The sequence below is a fragment of the Clostridium sp. cel8 genome (genome assembly GCF_014050525.1).
In the GTDB taxonomy this organism is placed as follows: Bacteria; Bacillota; Clostridia; order Clostridiales; family Clostridiaceae; genus Clostridium_B.
This window is the reverse complement of the sequence record NZ_JACGAG010000012.1, coordinates 1-21,463: the sequence shown is the minus strand read 5'-3', so window position 1 is coordinate 21,463 and position 21,463 is coordinate 1. Positions and strand designations below refer to the sequence as shown.

The window sequence follows — 21,463 nt, the reverse complement described above, 5'->3', positions numbered from 1 at the left end:
TCCTGAATTCACGAAATTAATTATTATCTTACAACTTCAAAATCTTCTTCTGCACATTCTCTTTCAACTTTGTCAAGCATTGCATTGCACATGGATTCTACCAATTTTATAGCTCCAGAGTAACCAACATTTGGAGTATATTGATGACCATATCTATCCATTATAGGGAATCCAAATCTAACAAATGGAATATTTTCCGCTCTTGCTATAAACTTTCCATAAGTATTGGATATTAAAAGATCTACTCCCTCATTCTTTATAAGCTGATGCATTTCAAAGAAATCACTATTTGCTTTTACAATTCCATCTATTCCAGCCTTATCCATCATAGCTTTTATCTTCTTTTCGAACATAGAACCTGGAGTACCCGTTATAACATACTTCGGTATCATTCCAAGAGTTATTACAAACTGTGTAAGTGATATTACAACATCTGGATCTCCTACTATTGCAACCTTTTTACCGGAGAAATATTGTCCACTATCAAGCATAAGGTCAAGAAGCTGTCCTCTTTCTTCTTCAAGTTCTTCTGGAACTTCTTTTCCTGTAAGTTTTACAAGTGTCATTAATAATTCATCCATGGCATCAATTCCTATAGGTGTTTCAAGACTTTCAAATGGTACCTTACATTTAGTTTCAAGCTTCTTTGCTGCATCATCTGATGCATAGCTTCCAAATGATATAGTTACATCTGAATTTCCTGCATCAATTATATCTGAAATTTTTGTACCACCCTTTGGAAATAATTTGTACTCTCCTGTGTTTGGAGCATCGAACACTCCGTTTGTGTCAGGGAAAAGTATATATGGTATTCCCATGAGCTTGAATATTCTCTTCATTTCCTTCATATCTGCAGGTCCAACAAATCCTGGAAGTATATTAATTTTCCCATTTTTCTTCCCATTGTTTACTGATAAGTATTCAACCATACCTCTTACCATATTTGAAAACCCAGTAACATGTGAACCTACATAACTTGGAGTATTAGTATGAATAACAAGTTTACCCTCTGGTATTTCCATGTCTCTTATATAACTAGAAATATCGTCACCTATTGTTTCTGAAAGACATGTAGTATGAATTGCTATTATATCAGGATTATACATTGCAAATATATTCTTAACAGCTGTTTTTAGATTGCCACCTCCACCAAATACACTGGCACCTTCTGTAAATGAGCTTGATGATGCCATTGCAGGCTCCTTGAAGTGCCTTGAAAGTACTGTTCTATGATATGAACAGCAACCCTGTGAACCGTGACTATGTGGAAGACAATTGTGAATTCCAAAAGCAGCATACATTGCTCCTACTGGTTGACAGGTTTTAGCTGGATTTATTCTAAGAGCTTTTCTTTCTACTATTTTTTTTGGCGTTACGTCTAACATTATTTTTCACCCCCTGCAGTTGCTACTTCGTCTATTAACTTTCCATCTATCAAAGGATCTTTTTTCCAAGGTGGAGTCAGGTACTTCCATGCGGGACTATAAACCCCTCTTGCAAGTTCTCTCGCAAATATAACTGCACCTTTAAAACCTGCATATGGTCCTGTATAATCGTAAGAATGGAGCTGTCTGGACAATACCCCCATTTTTTCAATTACATACTTTTCCTTTATTCCTGTTAAGAACATATCTGGATGAAGTTTTTTTATGATTTCTTCCATTTCATGTCCATTCATATCATCTATTATCATTGTATTATCTTTCATGTCTTTTTCCATTCCACCGTAATATGCAAATGGAACTCCTTCTTTTCTAAGAATTTCAGCTTTTTCCTTTGGAACAATAACACGATATTTTTCCTTATCAGGTTCAACTGTTATTTCAGGTATATTTTTGCTGTCTGCATCTACCTTTATAGTTGGAATTACTTCCCTACCTTCATAATCATCACGATGTGCAAATTCATAACCTGCAACAATTGTTTCTACTCCTAAATCTTTAAGAAGTGCCTGATATGTGTGTGCCCTAGAACCTCCAACATACAAACAAGCTGTTTTTCCTCTCAGTCTTTCTTTATAATATTCAATATCAGTATCAATAGCACTCAATTCCTCTTCAATAACTTCTTCTGTCCTCTTATACAAATATGGATCATCAAATACTTTGGCCAAATCTCTCAAAGTATCGATTGTTGCCTTTATTCCTATAAAATTACATTTAATCCATGGTGTTCCGTACTTTGTTTCCATCATCTCTGCAATATAGTTTATGGATCTATGGCACTGTACTAAATTCACATCTGCTAAATCAGCATTTTGAATATGCTCAAAACTTCCATCACCAGTAAGTGTAGCTACAACATTATATCCTATTTTATTGAGAATTCTTTCAATTTCCCAAGCGTCTCCTCCAATATTGTATTCTCCCAGCATGTTTACTGAATATTTCTTATGTTTATTATTTCCTGTTCCAATTACTTGACTCATAAGTGTATTATTTGCTATATGATGTCCTGCAGATTGACTAACACCTTTATATCCTTCACAATTGAATGCAAGTACAGGTACTCCATACTCTTTCTGTGCTTCTGCTGCAACTGCATTTATGTCATCACCGATAAGTCCTACAGGACATGTTGCATATATTCCTATTGCTTTTGGATGAAATATGTCAATAGCTTCTTTTATAGCTTGCTTTAGCTTTTCAACTCCACCAAAAACTATATTTTTCTCCTGCATATCCGTTCCAAACACATATTCAATAAAATTTTGTCCACCGTCTTCAGGTTTTGCTTTATTTCTTCTTCCACCCCATGTATAGAAAGAACAACCTACTGGACCGTGAGTTATGTGAACCATATCTTTTACAGGTCCCATTACAACACCTTTACATCCTGCATAACAACATCCTCTTGCAGTTATTACACCAGGTATAGTTCTTACATTAGCTGTAATTACAGGATTTGGGTCTTCCTTAGTTTTTACTACTATATGTTCTTTTCTTTTTTTATAGGTTTTAGCTGGATATGGTTCTAAAATTTCATCAATAACTTGATTTAATTCCTTTTTCATAAAATCATCCTTTCATAAAACTTAAATAGCGGCATCTCCAGTTTTCTCCGTCCTTATTCTTATAGCATCAGTAACTTTTGTTACAAATATTTTTCCATCTCCTGGATTTCCAGTTTTATTTACTTCTATTATTGTATTTATAACTTTCTCTGCATCTTCGTCTTTAACAAGTATTATTATAAGTCTCTTTGAAATCAATCTATGAGCTTCAGATATTTGTTCTATATCACTTTTACTTTCAAGTTCATAGATATTTTCTTCAGATACATAATTTTTGATTAAAGAAAATCCAACCTTTTTCTTTCCACGCCCAACAACCTTTTTGCACGTAATAGACGGGAAACCTGCTTTTGCAAGGGCTTCTTTAGTCTTACCCACCATGTCCATTCTAATGACAGCCATAACTTCTTTCATATTACGTGCCTCCTTATAATTCCTTCGTTCCAGAACTTATTGTATATGCTTCTTCCACAGGGACTATAAATATCTTTCCATCTCCAAAAGCCCCTTTACTTCCTGTTTTCGCATTCTTAGTTATTATTTTTACAATGTCATCTTTATCTTCATCTTTTATTATTATAAGAAGCATCTGTTTTGGAATTTCATCATAGAATATTTCTCCGACTTTTACTCCTCTTTGTTTACCTCTGCCCACTACATCAAACTTAGTAACTGCTGGAAAACCAGCATCACATAATTCCGAAAGTACTGTTGTTACTTTTTCTGGCCTTATGATAGCTTTAACCATAAGCATTATTGAACACTCCCCTTCTTTGTGTTAAACTATATGATATTAGATTAATTTATTATTATCTTTTAATATATCTCTTGATTTTGCAGAATCAGGAGATTTTTTTCTCTATATTTCCCCAAATTTTGAAATGCTTTTTTATTTTTAATTTTCATATCAGTTCTAATCCATTAAGCCATGTTCCATAAGTATTGCCTCAAGTTCTTCTTGAGCCATTGGCTTTGGTATTACAAACATGTCATTTCCATCTATTGCTTTTGCAAGCTGTCTATATTCATCTGCTTGTTTTGCCTTTGGATCATATTGTATAACAGTCTGTTTATTTATTTCTGCCTTTGTAACTTCAGGACTTCTTGGTACAAAATAGATTAGTTGACTTCCAAGTTTCTTAGCAAAAGAATCCAAAAGCTCGTATTCATTTGGTACCTTTCTGCTATTACATATAATTCCACCAAGTCTAACTCCACCAGTATTGGCAAATTTACTTATACCTTTTGATATGTTGTTTGCTGCGTACATTGCCATCATTTCACCGCTGGCTACTATATATATCTCCTGTGCCTTGCCTTCACGTATTGGCATTGCAAATCCACCACATACAACATCACCAAGTACATCGTAGAATACATAATCGAGATCATCCGTATATGCACCAAGCTGCTCTAACATGTTAATTGAAGTTATTATACCTCTTCCTGCACATCCAACTCCTGGTTCAGGTCCACCTGATTCAACGCATTTTATTCCTTCAAAGCCTGTCTTTAATATTGAATCCAGATCTACATCTTCTCCTTCTTCCCTCAAAGTATCTAAAACTGTCTTCTGAGCAAGTCCCCCTAAAAGAAGCCTTGTAGAATCTGCTTTAGGGTCGCAACCAACTACCATTATCTTCTTGCCCATTTCTCCTAAGCCTGCAGTAAGATTTTGTGTTGTTGTAGATTTTCCAATTCCACCTTTTCCATAAATAGCTACTTGTCTCATTTTTCATTCTCCCTTACTATTAGATTTTTTAAAATGAAATTATGTCTGTAACTCTATAATGTTCAATAATTTATTATCAAATATATCATAATAATTTTTAAAGCGCAATAGATTTTTTGATAATTTATTATATTTTACATATATAAAATATTAATTTAATTAAAATATACCTATGTAATTATTATTTTGATAATTACATGTTGATAATTATTATCACAATGTTTTGAAATGTTTTATCACCTTTTATTCACTAGTAAATTTTATATACACAAAAAAATAATTACATAATATATAGTTTTATAATCTTATAAACCTTATAAGTTAATTTTATATTTTTATAGGAATATTGGTTGTTATTTATTGTGTGTTGTTATTTTACAAAAATTAAAAATTTATTTATTTTATATCTATAATATTTTTTCCAATATTAAATAAAGTTGTAATTTTAATATATTTGTATTAAAATCAATATAAATAAAACAGATTAATATAATATTAGCTTTTAAAATATCAAACTATTATTTTTTGAAATTTTACTAGACGTTTATTTAACTTTCAAAGGAGGAGGTACTTTATGTTGGACAACACTGTTTTGACACCCCAAGAAGTCGCAGATATGCTTAAAATATCTAAAAATACTGTTTATGAACTTATCAAAAGAGGTGAACTAAACAGTTTCAAAGTGGGTAAAAAAATTCGTATAGATTTTAAAGATGTAGAAAATTATAAAAACAAAACAAAAAACACTAATATAGATCAAGTCAATCTGTTAAACAGTAGCAATCAATCAATTATAGATATATTCTCACAACAAAACAACAACAAAAATAATAGTTTTGTAATTTGCGGCCAGGATGTACTTCTTGATATACTTTCAAGATACATAGAATTCCACCTTCCAAATATAAGGATATTTAGATCATATGTGGGAAGCTATAATAGTCTACTATCACTTTATCTAGGTAAAATACAAGTAGCTACAGCACATTTGTGGGATAGTGATTCAGGAAAATATAACATACCTTTTGTAAGAAGACTCTTACCTGGAATACCCACTACAATTATTCATCTTGCCTGCAGAATGCAGGGATTTTATGTAGCCAAGGAAAATCCAAAAAAAATTCATGGATGGGATGATTTATCAAGACCTGATATAACTATAATAAACAGAGAAAAAGGATGCGGAACAAGAATTCTTTTAGATGAACATTTAAAACTATTAAACATAGATAGTAAATCAATAAAAGGATATGACAGAGAATGTTTTTCCCATTTAGCTGTAGCAAGTACTGTAGCAAGAGGAGGAGCAGATATTGCAGTAGGAAATGAAAAAGCAAGCCTTCAGGTTAAAGATATAGACTTCATACCTCTTCAAAAAGAAAGATATGAACTTGTTATAAAAACAGAAAATATAAATGATTTGCCTTTTAAGACTATAATAAAGATACTACGTTCTGATAGCTTTAAATCAGAACTCATTGGTATAGGCGGATATGATCTAACGGAAACTGGAAATATTGTAGCTGAATTATAGATTAAAAAAGGTAAAATTTCAAAAAAATGATTTAGACTAGATATATAAAATTAATATGATACTTAGCTCATAATATGTAAGGATTTTTTATTCAAAAATGCTGAATACACAAAAGTGCTACTTGAATTTTCTAATTCAAATAGCACTTTACTACATACAATTATTCGACATAATCATATTAGACTGGCGGAGAAAGAGGGATTTGAACCCTCGCACCGGTTACCCGATCTACGCCCTTAGCAGGGGCGCCTCTTCAGCCACTTGAGTATTTCTCCATGTCTTACAAAAATAATGGCGGAAAGAAAGGGATTCGAACCCTTGGTACGGTCACCCGTACGCCGGTTTTCAAGACCGGTGCCTTAAACCAACTCGACCATCTTTCCGCATATTTTAATTTAATATTTGAGTCAATTCATAAGAACGACCACAACAGAGATTATTATAATATACAATTTTTAAACTGTCAAGTAAAAATTTTAATTTATTTGTGTTATTTATGATTGAAAGATGATAATGTCCTAGTATAAGAAAGATGAAAATGTCCCAAATAAATAAAATTTATATTATAATAAAATCTCATAGAAAAGAAATGAGGTGGACATTATTAGAAAGGTTGATTTAACTTTAATTTTGCAATTTGTAATAACTTATATATTACAAATTGCAAAATTACTCATATAAACTTATATAATTATCTTTATTTAATTACATCTTTTCCACCCATATATGGTCTAAGAACTTCTGGAATTTCAACAGTACCATCTTCTTTTTGATAATTCTCAAGTATAGCCGCAACTGTTCTTCCTATAGCTACTCCTGAACCATTTAATGTATGAACATACTTAGGTTTATCTTTAGGAGTCTCTTTATATTTTATATTAGCACGTCTTGCCTGGAAATCCTCAAAGTTACTACAGCTTGATATCTCTACATACCTGTTATAACTTGGCATCCATACTTCAATATCATATTTAAGTGCAGCTGTAAACCCTAAGTCCCCTTTACAAATTCTAACAACTCTATAAGGTATCTTCAATCTTTGTAAAACGTCTTCTGCATCTCTTGTAAGTTTCTCTAGTTCTTCATAAGATTCTTCAGGTTTACTAAACTTTACGAGCTCAACTTTATTGAATTGATGCTGTCTTACAAGACCTCTTGTGTCCCTTCCTGCAGAACCAGCTTCAGATCTAAAGCATGCACTATAAGCTACATGTTTTATAGGTAAGTCAGATCCTTTCAAGATTTCATTTCTATACAAATTTGTAACTGGTACCTCAGCTGTAGGTATTAAAAAGTAATCATTATTTGCAACTTTAAAAGCATCTTCTTCAAATTTTGGAAGCTGACCTGTGCCTATCATACTTGTTCTATTTACCATATAAGGTGGCAATATTTCCTCATATCCATGCTCTTCAGTATGAACATCTAAAAAATAACTTATAAGAGCTCTTTCCAATCTAGCTCCTAATCCTTTATAAAAAGTAAATCTTGAACCTGTAACTTTTCCTGCTCTTTCAAAATCCAATATATTTAAATTTACTCCAATATCCCAATGAGGCTTTGGATCAAAATCAAATTTAGTAGGCTCTGACCATCGTCTTATTTCTACATTATCAGCATCGGATTTACCTTCTGGAACCTGAGGATTTGGAATATTAGGTATTCTAAGCATTATATACTTTATATCTTCATCAATTTTTCCAAGCTTTATATCATATTCTTTTATTTCATCAGATAGTTTTTTCATATCAGATAAAACATGGTCTATACTTTCTCCATTTTTTTTCATTTTGGCTATTTTAGATGAAGCTTCATTTCTATTCTTTTTTAACTCCTCAACTTCTATTAATATATTTCTTCTCTTTTCATCCAGTTCAACAACTTTATCTATATAAGATAGATCAAAATCTTCTCCTCTATTTGACAGAAGTTTTTTAACCTCTTCTGGATTATTTCTTATTTTTTTTAAATCTAACATATTATACAGTCCTCCTTAATTTTATAAATAAAAAAGGAGTTTCTATCCCTAAAGGGACGAAAAGCTCCGCGTTGCCACCCTAATTAGCCAAATATTTGGCTCTCTTAAAATATAACGGTTACTCCGAGCTGTTATTTGAACAGCTACCTCCAAGCTGGATTCATAACACAACAATATCAGTTCACACCATAACACTGATTCTCTTAAATTTGATATATTATTACTAAACTCTTCACAGGTCAATCAAATTTTGCTTACATTATATATTAAATATATTTGTATGTCAATAAAACAGCTTGTATTATTTTTCTTATTATGATTGAAAGATGATAATGTCCTAAATATGAATTTTACTATGCAATAACTTGAATATCTATTGATGATATTTATATTGACTAATAGTAATATATTGTTATAATATTTATATAATACCATTATTCATTAGAATTCTATTTTTAAAACGTTTACATATTTATTCAATATTTTAATAAATATATATTTAATTTTAAAAGGAGATAAATATAAAATGGATAAAAATGATATACTAAAAGAGCTTAATTATATAGTTGACAATAAAATTTTAAGACCAACTGATTTTTGGCTTAGTAATAGATCTGCTTTAGTGATTTATGGTATTAAGGAAAGTGTAGATTATTTAATTATTAATTGTAGGCAAAATATATTCAATAATTTAATCAAAAGAAATAACTATATATACAGAATAGAAAGAAAGAAAAAAATTACTGATTTAAAACCTAATGTATTATTATATGAAGATAATAGGCCCTGCAAATTTACTATAATTCATGGATTTAAAGTTGAAACAATATACAGTATAATGGCTAAAAAATTATTTTACGCTAGTGACAAAGATCTAGAACAAGTAGATGAAATCCAACAATTTTTAAAGAAACATTCTTTACCATAAAATATTTATTAATTAAAATATTTTATCTATAAGTAATATACCTTAATTCCTTGATACATAAAATATAGCAAGGATTAGGGTATATTTTTACTTTTCAATAACTGCTTTCCTTTTTATAACATCTAGCAAAACAGATAAAAGGTAATACTTTTAAAATTAAATATAATTATAATTAATTTTATATTATAATTATCTAATTCAGTTTGATATAGACAATATTAGGTAGTATAATAAAAATATAGAATTACAGAAAATAATAACATCTAGTGGTTACTATTTGGAGGTATAAAATGAAAAGTAAAAAATTAATAGGAATTGTTATGAGTGTGGCTATATGTTTGCCAATTTTTAGTTCAACAAATATACAGAATAAAACAAATATAGTAAAAGCGGAGTCAATTACAACAGAGCAACAAACCAGCAGAGTAACAAGGCTCGGTGGTAAAGATAGATATGAAACAGCGGTTCAAATTTCTCAATATGGTTGGAAAAGTGCTGATACTGTATTTTTAGCAGGAGCGGAAACTAATACTGAATTTGCAGACGCACTTGCAGGTACTCCTCTTGCATATTCTGAAGATGCTCCTATTTTAATTACAAGACACAATTCAATACCAACTGTAGTTAGTACGGAAATTAAAAGGTTGAAACCTAAAAATATAACTATCCTTGGTGGAACTGGAGTCGTATCTCAATCGATAGAAAATAGTCTAAAAGCTCAAGGCTACAATGTTACTAGAATAGCTGGTAAAGATAGATATGATACAGCGGTTCAAATTGCAAAAGTATTATGGGCTAAATATCCTAGTACAGATGAGAAAATAGGTGCAGATGGAACTGTTGTTATAACAACAGGTAAGCAATTTCAATATGCTATGGCAACAGCGGTAAGTGCAGCTCAAGGACACGTCGCAATACTTTTTAGTGATGGTGATACTCTAAATTCAGAAGTTTCAAATTTGATTTTTAGAGATCAGCATATACAAAGTATTAATATTATAGGAAGTGATAAAGTATTAGGAATAAAAGGTAGTTTATATAATTCAGATAGAGGTATTTTCCGTATCTATGATTATGATAATATAGCAGAACTTGAAAAAGGTGAAGGTAAACTTGAAAATTATACAGGTGTAGCGGTAGCAAATGATAAAACATTTCCAGATTCTTTAACTGGATCAGCATTAGCTGCTAAAATGAATTATAAGTTAGTATTAACAGATGGTGAAAATTTTCCATATACAGTAGAGCCTATAGAAAATACTCTTTCAGGAGGATTAATATTTGGAGGAACTGGAGTTGTATCTTCTAATATGCCTAACAAAATAGAAGCAATATTAAATAAGAATATTGCTCCTAATCCAAATGGTTTAAAAGATACAGATATTGTTCCTTTCAGTGATGAAAAATTTAAAGAAGAAGCTGAAAAAAGTTTAGGTAAAACTAATATAACTCTTGGAGAGGCTAAACAAGCTACAGGATTAACATTAAATGGAGTTACTAATTTATCTGATTTAAAGTATTTTCCGAATTTAATTGGATTAACATTAAATAATTGTTCGGTTAATAATGCTAATGATTTTGATAATATATATTATTTATATGCTATAGAATTAAATGATTGTACTTTTGATAAATCTTTAATAACATCATTAAAAAATGTAGCTATTGTAGTTAATCATAAAGATGTATATAATTTGAACAATAAATAAAAATTTATGAAATAATATAAGAAGAGTTAAATCAAAATATTTGATTTAACTCTTCTTATTTTATAAATCTATTTTGACAAATCTATGGTGCTCCTAACAGGAGTCGAACCTGCGACCTCTTGATTACGAATCAATTGCTCTACCAGCTGAGCTATAGGAGCAAAACAACATATTTATTTTAATACAAAAAATCATTTTAATCAAATAAATTATAAATCCAGCCTAAAAAAATCTTGTAAAAATACTCTTAATATATAAAACAGGCTAGATATTTATGTATATTTTAAAATAAATTATTTACAATAAATTATATATAATTTACTTTTCCTATTACCATATTTCTAATTAAATCTCCAATTTATTGACTTTGACTTTCTTTGACTTTTATTCTATTATAATAGTGTAATAAAGATAATAAAAAATTCAGGAGGTTGATAAATATGTTTGATATGGTTCCATTTAGAAGAAATAATTCATTAGGAAGAGGTTCTGATTTTGAAAACTTTGTTGATTCGTTTTTTAACAATAATTTCTTTGCACCATTTAATGCATATGGATTTGGTAATGGATTTAGAGCTGATCTCAAAGAAACCGATGATGCATATTTTGTAGAAGCTGATCTCCCTGGCGTAAAAAAAGATGCAATAACTGCAGAATATGACAATAACTATTTAACAATATCCGCTAAGAGAGCTGATTCAAAAGAAGAAAATAATGATAATTATATAAGACGTGAAATATGCTATGGAGATTTTAAGAGAAGTTTTTACATTGATAATGTAGATAAAAATAATATAACCGCTTCTTTCAGAGATGGAGTTTTGAAAGTTTGTCTTCCAAAATTACAAAAAACACCAAAAGAGAATACTAGAATTAATATAGATTAAAAATATAATCTTTTTAAAATACGGTACTGCCATAAGTTTTAGACAGTATCGTATTTTATTATAATTTTAATATTCTTGATGTACTACATCTAAATTTCCAAATTTACTAAATTGACCAAGCCAAGCCAATTTTACTGTTCCAGTAGGACCATTCCTTTGCTTTGCAATAATACATTCTGCTACATTTTTATCTTCTGTTTCCTTATCATAATATTCATCTCTATATAAAAACATTACAATATCAGCATCTTGTTCTATAGATCCTGACTCTCTAAGATCCGATAACATAGGTCTATGATCTGTCCTTGCCTCTGGAGCACGTGATAACTGTGATAATGCGATAATTGGACATTGAATTTCCTTAGCTAATGCTTTAATTGACCTAGATATTTCGGAAACCTCCTGCTGTCTATTTTCTGATCCTCTTCCGCCTCTCATTAATTGAAGATAATCTATTATTACTAAATCTATACCGTGTTCTATCTTAATTCTTCTACATTTCGATCTCATTTCCATAACAGATATAGCTGCAGTATCATCTATAAATATATTTGCTGCTGCAAGAGGCCCTGATGCTCTTGCAATGTTTTCCCAATCTTTGTCACTTAAATTTCCTGTTCTCAAATTTAACATATCAACATGAGCTTCAGAACAAAGCAACTTATAGGCTAACTGTTCTTTAGACATTTCAAGTGAAAAAATAGCTACCTTTTTTCCTTCCCTTAATGCAGCATATTCTGCTATATTCAAGGCAAAAGTAGTTTTCCCCATAGATGGCCTTGCTGCCACAAGTATCATATCTCCCTTTTGAAATCCTGAAGTTTTAGCATCTAACTCTCTAAATCCAGATGAAATTCCTGTAGTCTGACCTTTATTGTTAAACAATCTCTCTATTTCTAAAAATCCTCTTTCTAATACAGCATTCATTGGTTCAAAATCAGAAGTATTTCTATCATTTGATAAATCAAATATAGATTTTTCCGCTAAATCAATAACTCCAGTTACATCATCTTGATTTTTGTAGCTTTCCTCTATTACAACAGTACATGACCTTATGAGCTTTCTAAGTGTAGATTTATCCTTAACAATTTTAATATAGGACTGTAGATTAGCAGTAGAAATAACGGATCCTCCAAGTTCACTTATATATGTTATTCCGCCTGCAGACTCCAGTTTATTTTTAGACTTTAAGTCCTCGGCCAAGGTTATTATATCTACTGCTATATCCTTCTGATATAGATTTAATATTGATTCAAATATAGTCTTGTGAGCATCTTTATAAAAATCATCAGGTTTCAAAGTTTCCATAACCTGTGCTATAGAAGCCTTATCTATAAGCATAGACCCAATTACACTTTGCTCTGCTTCTATATTGTGAGGCATACTCTTCAAAGGTCCATCCATAAAAACCATCTCTCCTAAGTTTTATTAATCAAAGACTATTTAAAAACTATATCCATTAGTTCATCAATATTAGCCACAGGTTTTACCTCTATGTCATCAATATCAACAGGAACTTCTTTCAAATTCTCCTTTGGCAAAGCTATGAGTTTTATTCCCTTTCGTCTTGCCCCATAGACTTTTTCAAATATTCCTCCAACAGGTTTTATATTTCCTCTTAAAGATATTTCACCAGTTATAGCCATATCCTGTCTTAAAGGCTTATTTAAAATTGAACTTATAATACAAATGGTTATTGCAGCTCCAGCAGATGGTCCATCTATCCTTCCACCGCCTATTACATTTACATGTATATCATAATCTCCTATATCTTTATCAGTTACTCTTCTTATTACAGAAGCAGCATTAAATACAGAATCCTTTGCCATACTTCCAGCTGTATCATTGAATCTTATTTTTCCCTTTCCCCTTTCTTTTGCAGGAAAGGCAACTGCCTCTATTTCTATAGTAGATCCAATATATCCACTTACACCTAATCCATAAATATGTCCAACTTCATATTTTTTATCTGGATGTAAATTTTCAAATGGTACAAGTCTTCCTATTGATATAACTTTATTTAAGTCCTCTAAAGATATCTTTATATTATCAATATTTACTGAATCACTATTTAAACTCCTTTTATACAAAACATATCCATAAACATCAGATAATATATTGATAGCTTTTCTACCTTCTATAGTATAATTGCTTATAAGTTCTGCAACACCATCTTCCAACTCTATTTTTAGTTTTTGTGCAGCATTTTTTACAATAAGTTGTATATCAGAAATACTAAGCGGCTCAAAGTAAACTTCTGTACACCTAGATCTAAGTGCTGGATTTATTTCACTAGGCTCTCTTGTAGTTGCACCTATAAGTATAAAATCAGCTGGTGCTCCTTTTTCAAAAAGGTATTTTACATATTTAGGTATATTTTCATCATCCGGGTCATAATATGATGATGAAAACTCAACTCTTTTATCCTCCAAAACTTTTAAAAGTTTATTTTGGAGCATTTCATCTAATTCACCTATTTCATCAATAAACAAAACTCCACCATGTGCCTCTGTTACAAGACCTAATTTAGGCTCAGGTATTCCAGTTTCAGCTAAGTCCTTTTTAGATCCCTGATATATTGGATCATGTACAGATCCTAAAAGTGGATTTGTAATCTCTCTAGGATCCCATCTAAGTGTAGTACCATCAACTTCTACGAATTTTGCATTTTTATCAAAAGGAGTATATTTTAATTTTTTAGCTTCTTCAAGTGCAATTCTAGCTGCTGTAGTCTTACCTACTCCTGGTGGTCCATAAAGAATTATATGTTGTGGATATGGTGAAGCTATTTTTGACAGTATAGATTGAATAGCTCTTTTTTGTCCTACAATTTCATCAAAGGACTCTGGTCTTAAAAGTTCCTGTATGTTCTTATTTAGTCGCTTTGAATCCAACATTTGCAACTCATTATACTTTTTTAAAGTTTTAGCATTTTCGGCACCTTTGTGCTTTTTTATTATACTAAGCCTAACCTCATCCATATATTTATCTTGCCTCTCTGCAAGATTTGATTCTACTTGTTGTTCAATTTTCTTTTTCACATATGTTCTTGTCAAAATATCAGCAAGCCATTTATCAGTATCTTCCAAAGCATCATTAACATTAGAACTATCAGGTACTTTTTTAATTCCATTCCCATTACTTACAATTTTATTTATTGCATATAATTTTTTATATATATTGCTGCTATTTATATAATTTTCAAGCTTATACACAGAAATTCTAGATCTTATTAATCTTTCATTAATTGCTTGCTTCATTATATCGTACAGCATATTAACTTGACTCTTAAGCGGCACGCTTTCTTCTTCTATATCTTTATTTAATCCATCAATTGATTCTACTTTCACCAATTTTCCTCCTTATTTTTCCTCAATCACTACTTTTATCTTAGAAGATATTTCTGGATATAACTTCACTTCAACATCATATTTCCCAATACTCTTTATATTATCCATAACTATTTTTTTCTTATCAACTTTTATATTAAATTCCTTATTCAATTTATCTGCAATATCTTTTCCTGTTATAGCTCCAAATAGTTTTCCGTTTTCCCCACACTTAACTTGTAGCCTTATCTCTTTTCCTTTTAAACTATTTGCTAATTTTTGAGCAGCTTCTATTTCCTCTAGTTTTTGCTTTCTCTCTGCTTCCTTTTTATTGTTCAATATGTGAATATTTACATCATTCGCTTCTTTAGCATATCCTCTTGGCAATAAAAAATTTCTAGCATAACCATCTGAAACGTTAACTACTTCACCTTTCTTACCTAAGGATTTTACATTCTTAATCAATATAACTTTCATTATTTTCGTACCTCCTCAATATACTTATCAATAGCTACTTTCAATTTTTGTAAAACATCTTCTATACTAGAAGATATTAACCTTGTACCTGCCATTGTCATATGTCCTCCTCCACCTAGTGATTCAAGTATAATTTGGACATTTACATCTCCAAGTGACCTTCCACTTATAAATATTTCATCTTTTATTTTAATAAGAACAAATGATGCTTTAATAGATGTAAAATTTAATAATTCATCTGCTACTTGTGCTGCTAGAACAGTATCCTTTATCTTATCAGGACATACGGCTATTGCAATATTATTATAAATTTTAGCTGAACGTATTATTTCTGATTTATCCAAATATGTGTTTAAATCATAGGAAAAAAATTTTTTTATATCAATAGTATCTGCTCCCAATCTTCTTAAAAATGATGCAGCTTCAAAAGTTCTTGCACCAGTTTTAAAATAAAAGTTCTTTGTATCAACACATATACCTGCAAGAAGCGCTTCTGCTTCTATAACTTTTAATTTTGGATTATCTATAATATATGGCAACATCTCAGTAACCATTTCAGATGTTGATGATGCGTATGGTTCAATATAACTTAAAAGATTCTCTTCTATAAAATCAGGTGCTCTCCTATGATGATCTATAATAACTATTCTATCAAACTTTTCAACCAATTTCATGTCTTGAACATAACTTTTGCTGTGTACATCTACAATTATTAAAAGACTATTCTTATCTATCTTATCGATACAATCCTTCTCGTGAATAAATGTATTTTTATAATCTGAATCATCTTTTATCTTACTAAATATAGGCTTTATACTTAAATTTACGTCATCTAATATTATATTACATTCTTTTTTTAAGCTTCTTACTATATTACAAATACCTATAGATGATCCAAGACAATCTATATCTGGCTTTTTATGTCCCATTATAAAGACTTTATCGCTGTCGTTAACTATATCAACAAGAGCATGTGCTATTACCCTAGCTTTCACTTTAGTTCTCTTTTCTACCTCTTTTGTTGTACCACCATAGAATAAGAGTTTATCCGAACTTTTTACAACAGCTTGATCCCCACCTCTGCTTAAAGCAAGTTCTTTTGCAGAAACTGAATATTTTTCATTCTCAAAGGGATTATCTCCTCCTCGTCCCACTCCTATACTAAGAGTCATTGACAATTTATTTCCTACTTTTATATTTCTAACAGTGTCAAGTATCTCAAACTTTTTCTTCATCTGTTCATTTATATACTTATTTTCCACTGAAAGTATATATTTATTTGGTTCATATTTTCTAACCATAGCTTTTAATTCCTGAGCATACATATTTATAACTTTCTCTACTTCTGCTATTATAAATGGTCTATCACTTTCTGAAACACTCTTCAATACATCATCAAAATTATCTATTTCAATTAACATGACAGTACACTTTTTCTCATTTATAGATTCTAAAGTTGCAACTAAGTCAGTTATATCATAGAAATACAAAAGTATAATTTTATCCTTATCATTTTCTGAAGTATTTACTATATGACTATATATATCATAATATCTGTGATTTAATTTAATACGTTTAAATATACCTTCATTTATAAGTTTTCTAGTATTAAATTTATTTATAAAAGTACTTATATTTGTACCTAGTACATCTTTTCCATCAATAGCATTTGAGAACTTTTGATTATACCAAAGCACATTACCATCCTTTTTTATTATAACTAGTGGAAATGGTAATTTTACAAGTGTACTTCTAGTTGCAACATCTAACTTTGAAGAAAAATTTTCAATAAACTTTTTCCATTCATATTTTCTTTCCCTAGTATTTTTTATATTATATACTACAAGAAGTAAATACATTGCTATAGCTAAAAGTCCAACAAATATATGCCCATATAATAATATAACTATTATAAGCATGGCAATTATTATCATATAAATCTTATTATCTTTAATAAAATAACTATCGTCACTTTCCATAATGAAAGCAAACCTCCTGCCATTATTTTTTATATGTTCTAGTTGGATCTAACTTTCTAAAATCAACTATAGCATCTACAAGTCCTAAAAATATATAGATAAAATAGAATCTAATTAGTAAAGTAAATATTAAAATTATAGTAATTACTTTATTTGATATGTGCGTTTTACGGTTTAGGTAAAATGATGCCAGTGCCAATCCATCTATTACAAATATAAATTGAAATATTAAAGCTGATGAATTTATAAAATAATTTGCTAATTCAATATTCTTTCTATTAAGTATCAATCCTATAACGAGTAGAATTCCTACTATTGCTCCAATTTTCGGGCCTATATATATTTTCTTAAAAGGTCTTATAGGTACTATATCATATCTTAACTTTTTAAGTATACTATTACCTATCAAATAAGTTAAATAAGCACTAAAAATTGATCCTATAAATAACATTCCTGGTATAAGTCTCATTATGTATTCTGGTGTAAATAAAGCTATAGTACTTTCCATACTATTTAATTGACTACTATCAACTCCCATTTTTTCATATAAACTTTTATTCATAGCCATTGAATCTTTTAAAGGCTTTACTATAGTATCACTTACAAATCCATAAATTCCATTATTGGTCATAATATTTATGTATATTGAAAAATAAGCAATGGTAGATATAAAAACTGCTACTGTTAATAATAACATACTAGTTGAGAAATCCTTTTTATCTTTAACACAATATCCAAAAGTAATCCCTACTACTCCAATAAGAATTCCTAAAGTCACAGCACTTACTGGATTATAGAAAATTGTCATAAGAACTATACTTATAAGTACAGAAATTATAGCAACTTTGTAATTTTGTCTAATATATAATACTGCTATAGGTATTGGAAGAATAAAATTTGTTAACATAAAAAAAATCGGTATATATGTGCAAACCAACATAATAGCTACTATAAGAGCTATTGTTAGTCCTGCTTCTACTATAGATTTGGCATTATAATTTCTATTTTGCATTTTTACCTCCATTATCTTTCTTTAATATGATTATATAATTTAGTAAGATCTTTTCCTCTTTTCTCAATTTCATCTTCTTCAATTATACCAATCTTTAATTTCTTTTTCATTGTTTCATCTACTGCAGTATGTGAATATCCTAATCTATTTGCCAATAAATATAGTATTATTATTGCCCCGGAAATACACTCTAATATAGTTTCATGGGCTACATTACTTCCTTTTGTAAGTAGCTTAAAAAAATCTCCTATAGTACATAGAAGATCCGCTTTCAATTCTTCTATTATTTTTACATTTTGCATTATATTAAAATCTTCCTTTTTCACATCAATCATCCCCTTATAGCTTTTATTATTATTTTAATAATTTATCAAACTTTATGCAACAAAAATACATTTATTTGTATATAATCCAGAATATTAAATATAACTTTCTATTACTAATTATACCCAATTTATACTTTATTATAAAAATAAAGGTCATTAGTATACACACTAATGACCTAATAAATCAACTTTATTACTCTGTTGTAAATGGTAACAAAGCTATATTTCGTGCTCTCTTTATAGCTTCAGTAAGCTCTCTTTGATGTTTAGCACAGTTACCAGAAATTCTTCTTGGAAGAATTTTTCCTCTTTCAGTAACATACTTTCTCAATTTATTTATATCTTTATAATCTATGGATTCAGATTTGTCTGCACAAAATGCACAAACTTTTCTCTTTGATCTTCTCATTCTTCCTGAATTTTTTCTTCCATTATCCTTACCGTTTGCCATAAACTTCCCTCCTTACCATATTAAAATGGTATATCTCCATCATCTACAGGAGTTATATCATCTCCATAATCAGACTCATTAAAATCTCTATTAATCTGTTGAGTATTTGTAAAATTATTAGATTGAGAAGACATCATATTACTTGATGAACCTTGAACTCTATCTCCCCACTCCAAAAATTGAATTTCATCTGCAACAACTTCAGTAGTATATCTTCTCGTACCGTCTTTAGCTTCATAACTACCAGTTTGAATTCTACCAGCAATACCTACAAGTTTACCTTTGCTCATATAATTTACTGTAGATTCAGCCTGCTTACCCCATATTACAATAGGTATAAAATCAGCTTCTTTTCGTCCATCTTTCGATTTAGAAAATCTTCTATCAACGGCTAATGTAAAGGTGGCAACAGGTGTACCATTTCCTGGTGTAAATTTCAACTCAGGATCTTTAGTTAACCTTCCAATTAAAACAACTCTGTTCAACCAAAACACCACCTATTTTTTTTCATCATTTACAATTATATGTCTTATAACACTATCTGTAATTCTGAATACTCTGTCTAATTCTTTAGGTAATTCAGGTTCAGCACTGAAATTTATCAAAGTATAATATCCTTCGTTAACTTTATCTATTTCATAGGCAAGCTTTCTCTTACCCCAAATATCAACGTTGTCTATTACTCCTCCGGCATTTTGTATAACATCTTTAAACTTTTCAACATTAGACTTAAAGCTCTCCTCATCTAATGATGGCTTCAATATAAATATTGTTTCATATTTTCTCATTAAATCTTCACCTCCTCCCCTCGGACTAACGGCTGTGATTTTTTATAATTTCACAGCAGGGATTACAAGTTTTTATTTTATCATATAATTCGATTTTAATCAACAATTCTTTTTTCTGTTTCATTTTCTTCTGGTTTATTTTGCTTTATAATTTTCTTTACACGCTTTTCAAATTTACTTCTAGTTAGCATAACTATTCTTCCACAACCTAAACACCTTATTTTAATATCTGCCCCAAGTCTTATTACTTCCCAATTATTACTTCCACAAGGATGTCCTTTCTTCATTTCAACTATATCACCAATATAAAAAGATTTTCTCAATTATTAGTCCCCCTTTATAATTTCAATTTTTTTATATGGTACTTTTATATTATTTTTCTTGAGCATTTCAATAATTTCCTGCCTTAACTTTATCTCCAAATCAAATTGTTCCATAGGTTTAGTTTTCCCAAGGATTCTTATTGTTGCAACGCCATCTTTTAAATTAGTTACTCCATAAACACTAGGTCCTTCTGTAACAGCCTTATTTTCTTTTGAAAATTTTTCACATAGCTCTGATATCTTGGATATAATTAAATTTACATCTTCATTGTAAGAAATATCTATATCAACTATTATTCTCATATTTCCCCTTGAATGATTTGTAACTTTAGTAATAAGTCCATTTGGAATTATATGTAGATCACCATTAAAATCTCTTAATTTAGTAACTCTAAGTTCAAAACTTTCAATAATACCACTTTTATCTTCAATATCAACATAATCACCTACAGAAAATTGATCTTCAAATAATATAAAGAAACCATTTATTACATCTTTAATTAAATTTTGAGCTCCTAATCCTAAAGCAACACCTCCAATTCCTGCAAATGTAATTCCGCTTATTGTAAGTGTAGGAGATATTATTGAAATTATTGCAAATATTCCAAAAAAATATACAGAATATTTTAGCGCACTTTTCAATATAGCTCCAATGGTCTTAGATTTTTTTTCATTTAGAGATATTTTAAATTTGCTTTGCCTTTTTATATATTTATTTATAATTATATCTCCAACTTTTATTATGATATACATCAAAATCAATATCACAATTATTTTTATAATACTATAAAAAAAGCCTTCTAATTTCTCTTCTGATATAGAAAATTTGCCTATACTCAATTCTTTACTAAATAAACTTATACTAAATATGGCTTGTAAGTTATATTTCATTATATTTTCCACCTCATTATACATCAATCATAGCCTTGAGCATAACTCTAAGACCTTCATTCTTCTAGCCCCATGAGGGCTATTTTTTTCTATCACTAAAATTTAT

21 protein-coding genes, 3 tRNA genes and 1 other annotated feature are annotated in these 21,463 nt (G+C 29.7%); of the genes, 4 read left to right on the top strand and 20 right to left on the bottom strand.

The window, feature by feature from the left end:
- Positions 1 to 23 precede the first annotated feature (23 nt).
- The 5 genes from nifK to nifH form a co-directional block, all read right to left on the bottom strand.
- Positions 24 to 1,385 (bottom strand): nitrogenase molybdenum-iron protein subunit beta, encoded by a 1,362-nt coding sequence (nifK, locus tag H2684_RS10225; protein WP_182089311.1) that lies wholly within the window; start codon positions 1,383 to 1,385, stop codon positions 24 to 26.
- Complete coding sequence (gene nifD / locus H2684_RS10220) at positions 1,385 to 3,013, bottom strand: nitrogenase molybdenum-iron protein alpha chain (RefSeq protein ID WP_182089310.1); 1,629 nt, start codon at positions 3,011 to 3,013, stop codon at positions 1,385 to 1,387. Before nifD ends, nifK begins: the two co-directional genes overlap by 1 nt.
- Before the next feature lie 21 nt (positions 3,014 to 3,034).
- Positions 3,035 to 3,427: a P-II family nitrogen regulator gene (locus H2684_RS10215; RefSeq protein ID WP_182089309.1), complete on the bottom strand. Its 393-nt coding sequence runs from the start codon at positions 3,425 to 3,427 to the stop codon at positions 3,035 to 3,037.
- A gap of 13 nt (positions 3,428 to 3,440) precedes the next feature.
- Positions 3,441 to 3,767: a P-II family nitrogen regulator gene (locus H2684_RS10210; RefSeq protein ID WP_182089308.1), complete on the bottom strand. Its 327-nt coding sequence runs from the start codon at positions 3,765 to 3,767 to the stop codon at positions 3,441 to 3,443.
- Positions 3,768 to 3,926: 159 nt separating this feature from the next.
- A complete protein-coding gene (nifH, locus tag H2684_RS10205; RefSeq protein WP_182089307.1) occupies positions 3,927 to 4,745 on the bottom strand; it encodes a nitrogenase iron protein in 819 nt (272 codons plus the stop codon).
- A 574-nt stretch (positions 4,746 to 5,319) separates the two neighbouring features.
- Between nifH and H2684_RS10200 the strand changes: the two genes are divergently transcribed.
- Entirely contained in the window at positions 5,320 to 6,279 is a 960-nt protein-coding gene (locus H2684_RS10200) for a helix-turn-helix transcriptional regulator (RefSeq protein ID WP_182089306.1), read from the top strand.
- A gap of 184 nt (positions 6,280 to 6,463) precedes the next feature.
- Here H2684_RS10200 and H2684_RS10195 read toward each other — a convergent pair.
- The 3 genes from H2684_RS10195 to serS all read right to left on the bottom strand — a co-directional run bounded on the left by H2684_RS10195 (position 6,464) and on the right by serS (position 8,257).
- A tRNA-Ser gene (locus tag H2684_RS10195) sits at positions 6,464 to 6,554 on the bottom strand.
- 17 nt (positions 6,555 to 6,571) lie between these two features.
- Positions 6,572 to 6,662 (bottom strand) — tRNA-Ser (locus H2684_RS10190).
- A 314-nt stretch (positions 6,663 to 6,976) separates the two neighbouring features.
- Positions 6,977 to 8,257: a serine--tRNA ligase gene (gene serS / locus H2684_RS10185; protein ID WP_182089305.1), complete on the bottom strand. Its 1,281-nt coding sequence runs from the start codon at positions 8,255 to 8,257 to the stop codon at positions 6,977 to 6,979.
- Between the two features lie 49 nt (positions 8,258 to 8,306).
- Positions 8,307 to 8,502: a binding site (T-box leader), on the bottom strand.
- A 281-nt stretch (positions 8,503 to 8,783) separates the two neighbouring features.
- On the opposite strand from serS, the gene H2684_RS10180 reads away from it, so the two are divergent.
- Positions 8,784 to 9,185, top strand: coding sequence for a hypothetical protein (locus H2684_RS10180; protein ID WP_182089304.1), 402 nt, complete (start codon positions 8,784 to 8,786; stop codon positions 9,183 to 9,185).
- A gap of 290 nt (positions 9,186 to 9,475) precedes the next feature.
- Positions 9,476 to 10,894 carry a cell wall-binding repeat-containing protein gene (locus H2684_RS10175; RefSeq protein ID WP_182089303.1) on the top strand — a complete coding sequence of 473 codons (1,419 nt, stop codon included), beginning with the start codon at positions 9,476 to 9,478 and terminating at the stop codon, positions 10,892 to 10,894.
- Between the two features lie 85 nt (positions 10,895 to 10,979).
- Here the strand turns inward: H2684_RS10175 and H2684_RS10170 are convergent.
- A tRNA-Thr gene (locus tag H2684_RS10170) sits at positions 10,980 to 11,055 on the bottom strand.
- A 279-nt stretch (positions 11,056 to 11,334) separates the two neighbouring features.
- Here H2684_RS10170 and hsp18 point away from each other — a divergent pair.
- Positions 11,335 to 11,781, top strand: a complete 447-nt coding sequence (gene hsp18 / locus H2684_RS10165; RefSeq protein ID WP_182089302.1) for a heat shock protein Hsp18 — start codon at positions 11,335 to 11,337, stop codon at positions 11,779 to 11,781.
- A gap of 66 nt (positions 11,782 to 11,847) precedes the next feature.
- On the opposite strand, the gene H2684_RS10160 is transcribed toward hsp18, so the two are convergent.
- The 11 genes from H2684_RS10160 to H2684_RS10110 all read right to left on the bottom strand — a co-directional run bounded on the left by H2684_RS10160 (position 11,848) and on the right by H2684_RS10110 (position 21,357).
- On the bottom strand, positions 11,848 to 13,185 hold the full coding sequence (locus tag H2684_RS10160; protein WP_182089301.1) for a replicative DNA helicase: 1,338 nt from the start codon (positions 13,183 to 13,185) through the stop codon (positions 11,848 to 11,850).
- A gap of 35 nt (positions 13,186 to 13,220) precedes the next feature.
- A complete protein-coding gene (lonC, locus tag H2684_RS10155) occupies positions 13,221 to 15,131 on the bottom strand; it encodes a Lon family ATP-dependent protease (protein WP_182089300.1) in 1,911 nt (636 codons plus the stop codon).
- Positions 15,132 to 15,143: 12 nt separating this feature from the next.
- On the bottom strand, positions 15,144 to 15,587 hold the full coding sequence (gene rplI / locus H2684_RS10150; protein WP_182089299.1) for a 50S ribosomal protein L9: 444 nt from the start codon (positions 15,585 to 15,587) through the stop codon (positions 15,144 to 15,146).
- Complete coding sequence (locus H2684_RS10145) at positions 15,587 to 17,566, bottom strand: DHH family phosphoesterase (RefSeq protein WP_182089298.1); 1,980 nt, start codon at positions 17,564 to 17,566, stop codon at positions 15,587 to 15,589. Before H2684_RS10145 ends, rplI begins: the two co-directional genes overlap by 1 nt.
- 22 nt (positions 17,567 to 17,588) lie before the next feature.
- Positions 17,589 to 18,578 (bottom strand): YybS family protein, encoded by a 990-nt coding sequence (locus H2684_RS10140; RefSeq protein ID WP_182089297.1) that lies wholly within the window; start codon positions 18,576 to 18,578, stop codon positions 17,589 to 17,591.
- A gap of 11 nt (positions 18,579 to 18,589) precedes the next feature.
- Positions 18,590 to 18,904 (bottom strand): MazG-like family protein, encoded by a 315-nt coding sequence (locus H2684_RS10135; RefSeq protein WP_182089296.1) that lies wholly within the window; start codon positions 18,902 to 18,904, stop codon positions 18,590 to 18,592.
- A 193-nt stretch (positions 18,905 to 19,097) separates the two neighbouring features.
- Positions 19,098 to 19,355, bottom strand: coding sequence for a 30S ribosomal protein S18 (rpsR, locus tag H2684_RS10130; protein WP_182089295.1), 258 nt, complete (start codon positions 19,353 to 19,355; stop codon positions 19,098 to 19,100).
- A 20-nt stretch (positions 19,356 to 19,375) separates the two neighbouring features.
- Positions 19,376 to 19,840 carry a single-stranded DNA-binding protein gene (locus H2684_RS10125; protein WP_182089294.1) on the bottom strand — a complete coding sequence of 155 codons (465 nt, stop codon included), beginning with the start codon at positions 19,838 to 19,840 and terminating at the stop codon, positions 19,376 to 19,378.
- A gap of 12 nt (positions 19,841 to 19,852) precedes the next feature.
- Positions 19,853 to 20,143 (bottom strand): 30S ribosomal protein S6, encoded by a 291-nt coding sequence (gene rpsF / locus H2684_RS10120; RefSeq protein ID WP_182089293.1) that lies wholly within the window; start codon positions 20,141 to 20,143, stop codon positions 19,853 to 19,855.
- Positions 20,144 to 20,238: 95 nt separating this feature from the next.
- Positions 20,239 to 20,466: a DUF951 domain-containing protein gene (locus H2684_RS10115; RefSeq protein ID WP_182089292.1), complete on the bottom strand. Its 228-nt coding sequence runs from the start codon at positions 20,464 to 20,466 to the stop codon at positions 20,239 to 20,241.
- 3 nt (positions 20,467 to 20,469) lie between these two features.
- Entirely contained in the window at positions 20,470 to 21,357 is an 888-nt protein-coding gene (locus H2684_RS10110; protein ID WP_182089291.1) for a mechanosensitive ion channel family protein, read from the bottom strand.
- Positions 21,358 to 21,463 lie beyond the last annotated feature (106 nt).

Bases quoted from the DNA above. Each gene is read 5' to 3' on its own strand.
- H2684_RS10210 (WP_182089308.1), bottom strand. From the start codon at position 3,767: ATGCTTATGGTTAAAGCTATCATAAGGCCAGAAAAAGTAACAACAGTA.
- H2684_RS10140 (WP_182089297.1), bottom strand. From the start codon at position 18,578: ATGCAAAATAGAAATTATAATGCCAAATCTATAGTAGAAGCAGGACTA.
- rplI (WP_182089299.1), bottom strand. From the start codon at position 15,587: ATGAAAGTTATATTGATTAAGAATGTAAAATCCTTAGGTAAGAAAGGT.
- H2684_RS10200 (WP_182089306.1), top strand. From the start codon at position 5,320: ATGTTGGACAACACTGTTTTGACACCCCAAGAAGTCGCAGATATGCTT.
- serS (WP_182089305.1), bottom strand. From the start codon at position 8,257: ATGTTAGATTTAAAAAAAATAAGAAATAATCCAGAAGAGGTTAAAAAA.
- H2684_RS10175 (WP_182089303.1), top strand. From the start codon at position 9,476: ATGAAAAGTAAAAAATTAATAGGAATTGTTATGAGTGTGGCTATATGT.
- nifD (WP_182089310.1), bottom strand. From the start codon at position 3,013: ATGAAAAAGGAATTAAATCAAGTTATTGATGAAATTTTAGAACCATAT.
- H2684_RS10145 (WP_182089298.1), bottom strand. From the start codon at position 17,566: ATGGAAAGTGACGATAGTTATTTTATTAAAGATAATAAGATTTATATG.
- nifH (WP_182089307.1), bottom strand. From the start codon at position 4,745: ATGAGACAAGTAGCTATTTATGGAAAAGGTGGAATTGGAAAATCTACA.
- rpsF (WP_182089293.1), bottom strand. From the start codon at position 20,143: ATGAGAAAATATGAAACAATATTTATATTGAAGCCATCATTAGATGAG.
- rpsR (WP_182089295.1), bottom strand. From the start codon at position 19,355: ATGGCAAACGGTAAGGATAATGGAAGAAAAAATTCAGGAAGAATGAGA.
- nifK (WP_182089311.1), bottom strand. From the start codon at position 1,385: ATGTTAGACGTAACGCCAAAAAAAATAGTAGAAAGAAAAGCTCTTAGA.
- H2684_RS10160 (WP_182089301.1), bottom strand. From the start codon at position 13,185: ATGGATGGACCTTTGAAGAGTATGCCTCACAATATAGAAGCAGAGCAA.
- H2684_RS10180 (WP_182089304.1), top strand. From the start codon at position 8,784: ATGGATAAAAATGATATACTAAAAGAGCTTAATTATATAGTTGACAAT.
- H2684_RS10110 (WP_182089291.1), bottom strand. From the start codon at position 21,357: ATGAAATATAACTTACAAGCCATATTTAGTATAAGTTTATTTAGTAAA.
- hsp18 (WP_182089302.1), top strand. From the start codon at position 11,335: ATGTTTGATATGGTTCCATTTAGAAGAAATAATTCATTAGGAAGAGGT.
- H2684_RS10215 (WP_182089309.1), bottom strand. From the start codon at position 3,427: ATGAAAGAAGTTATGGCTGTCATTAGAATGGACATGGTGGGTAAGACT.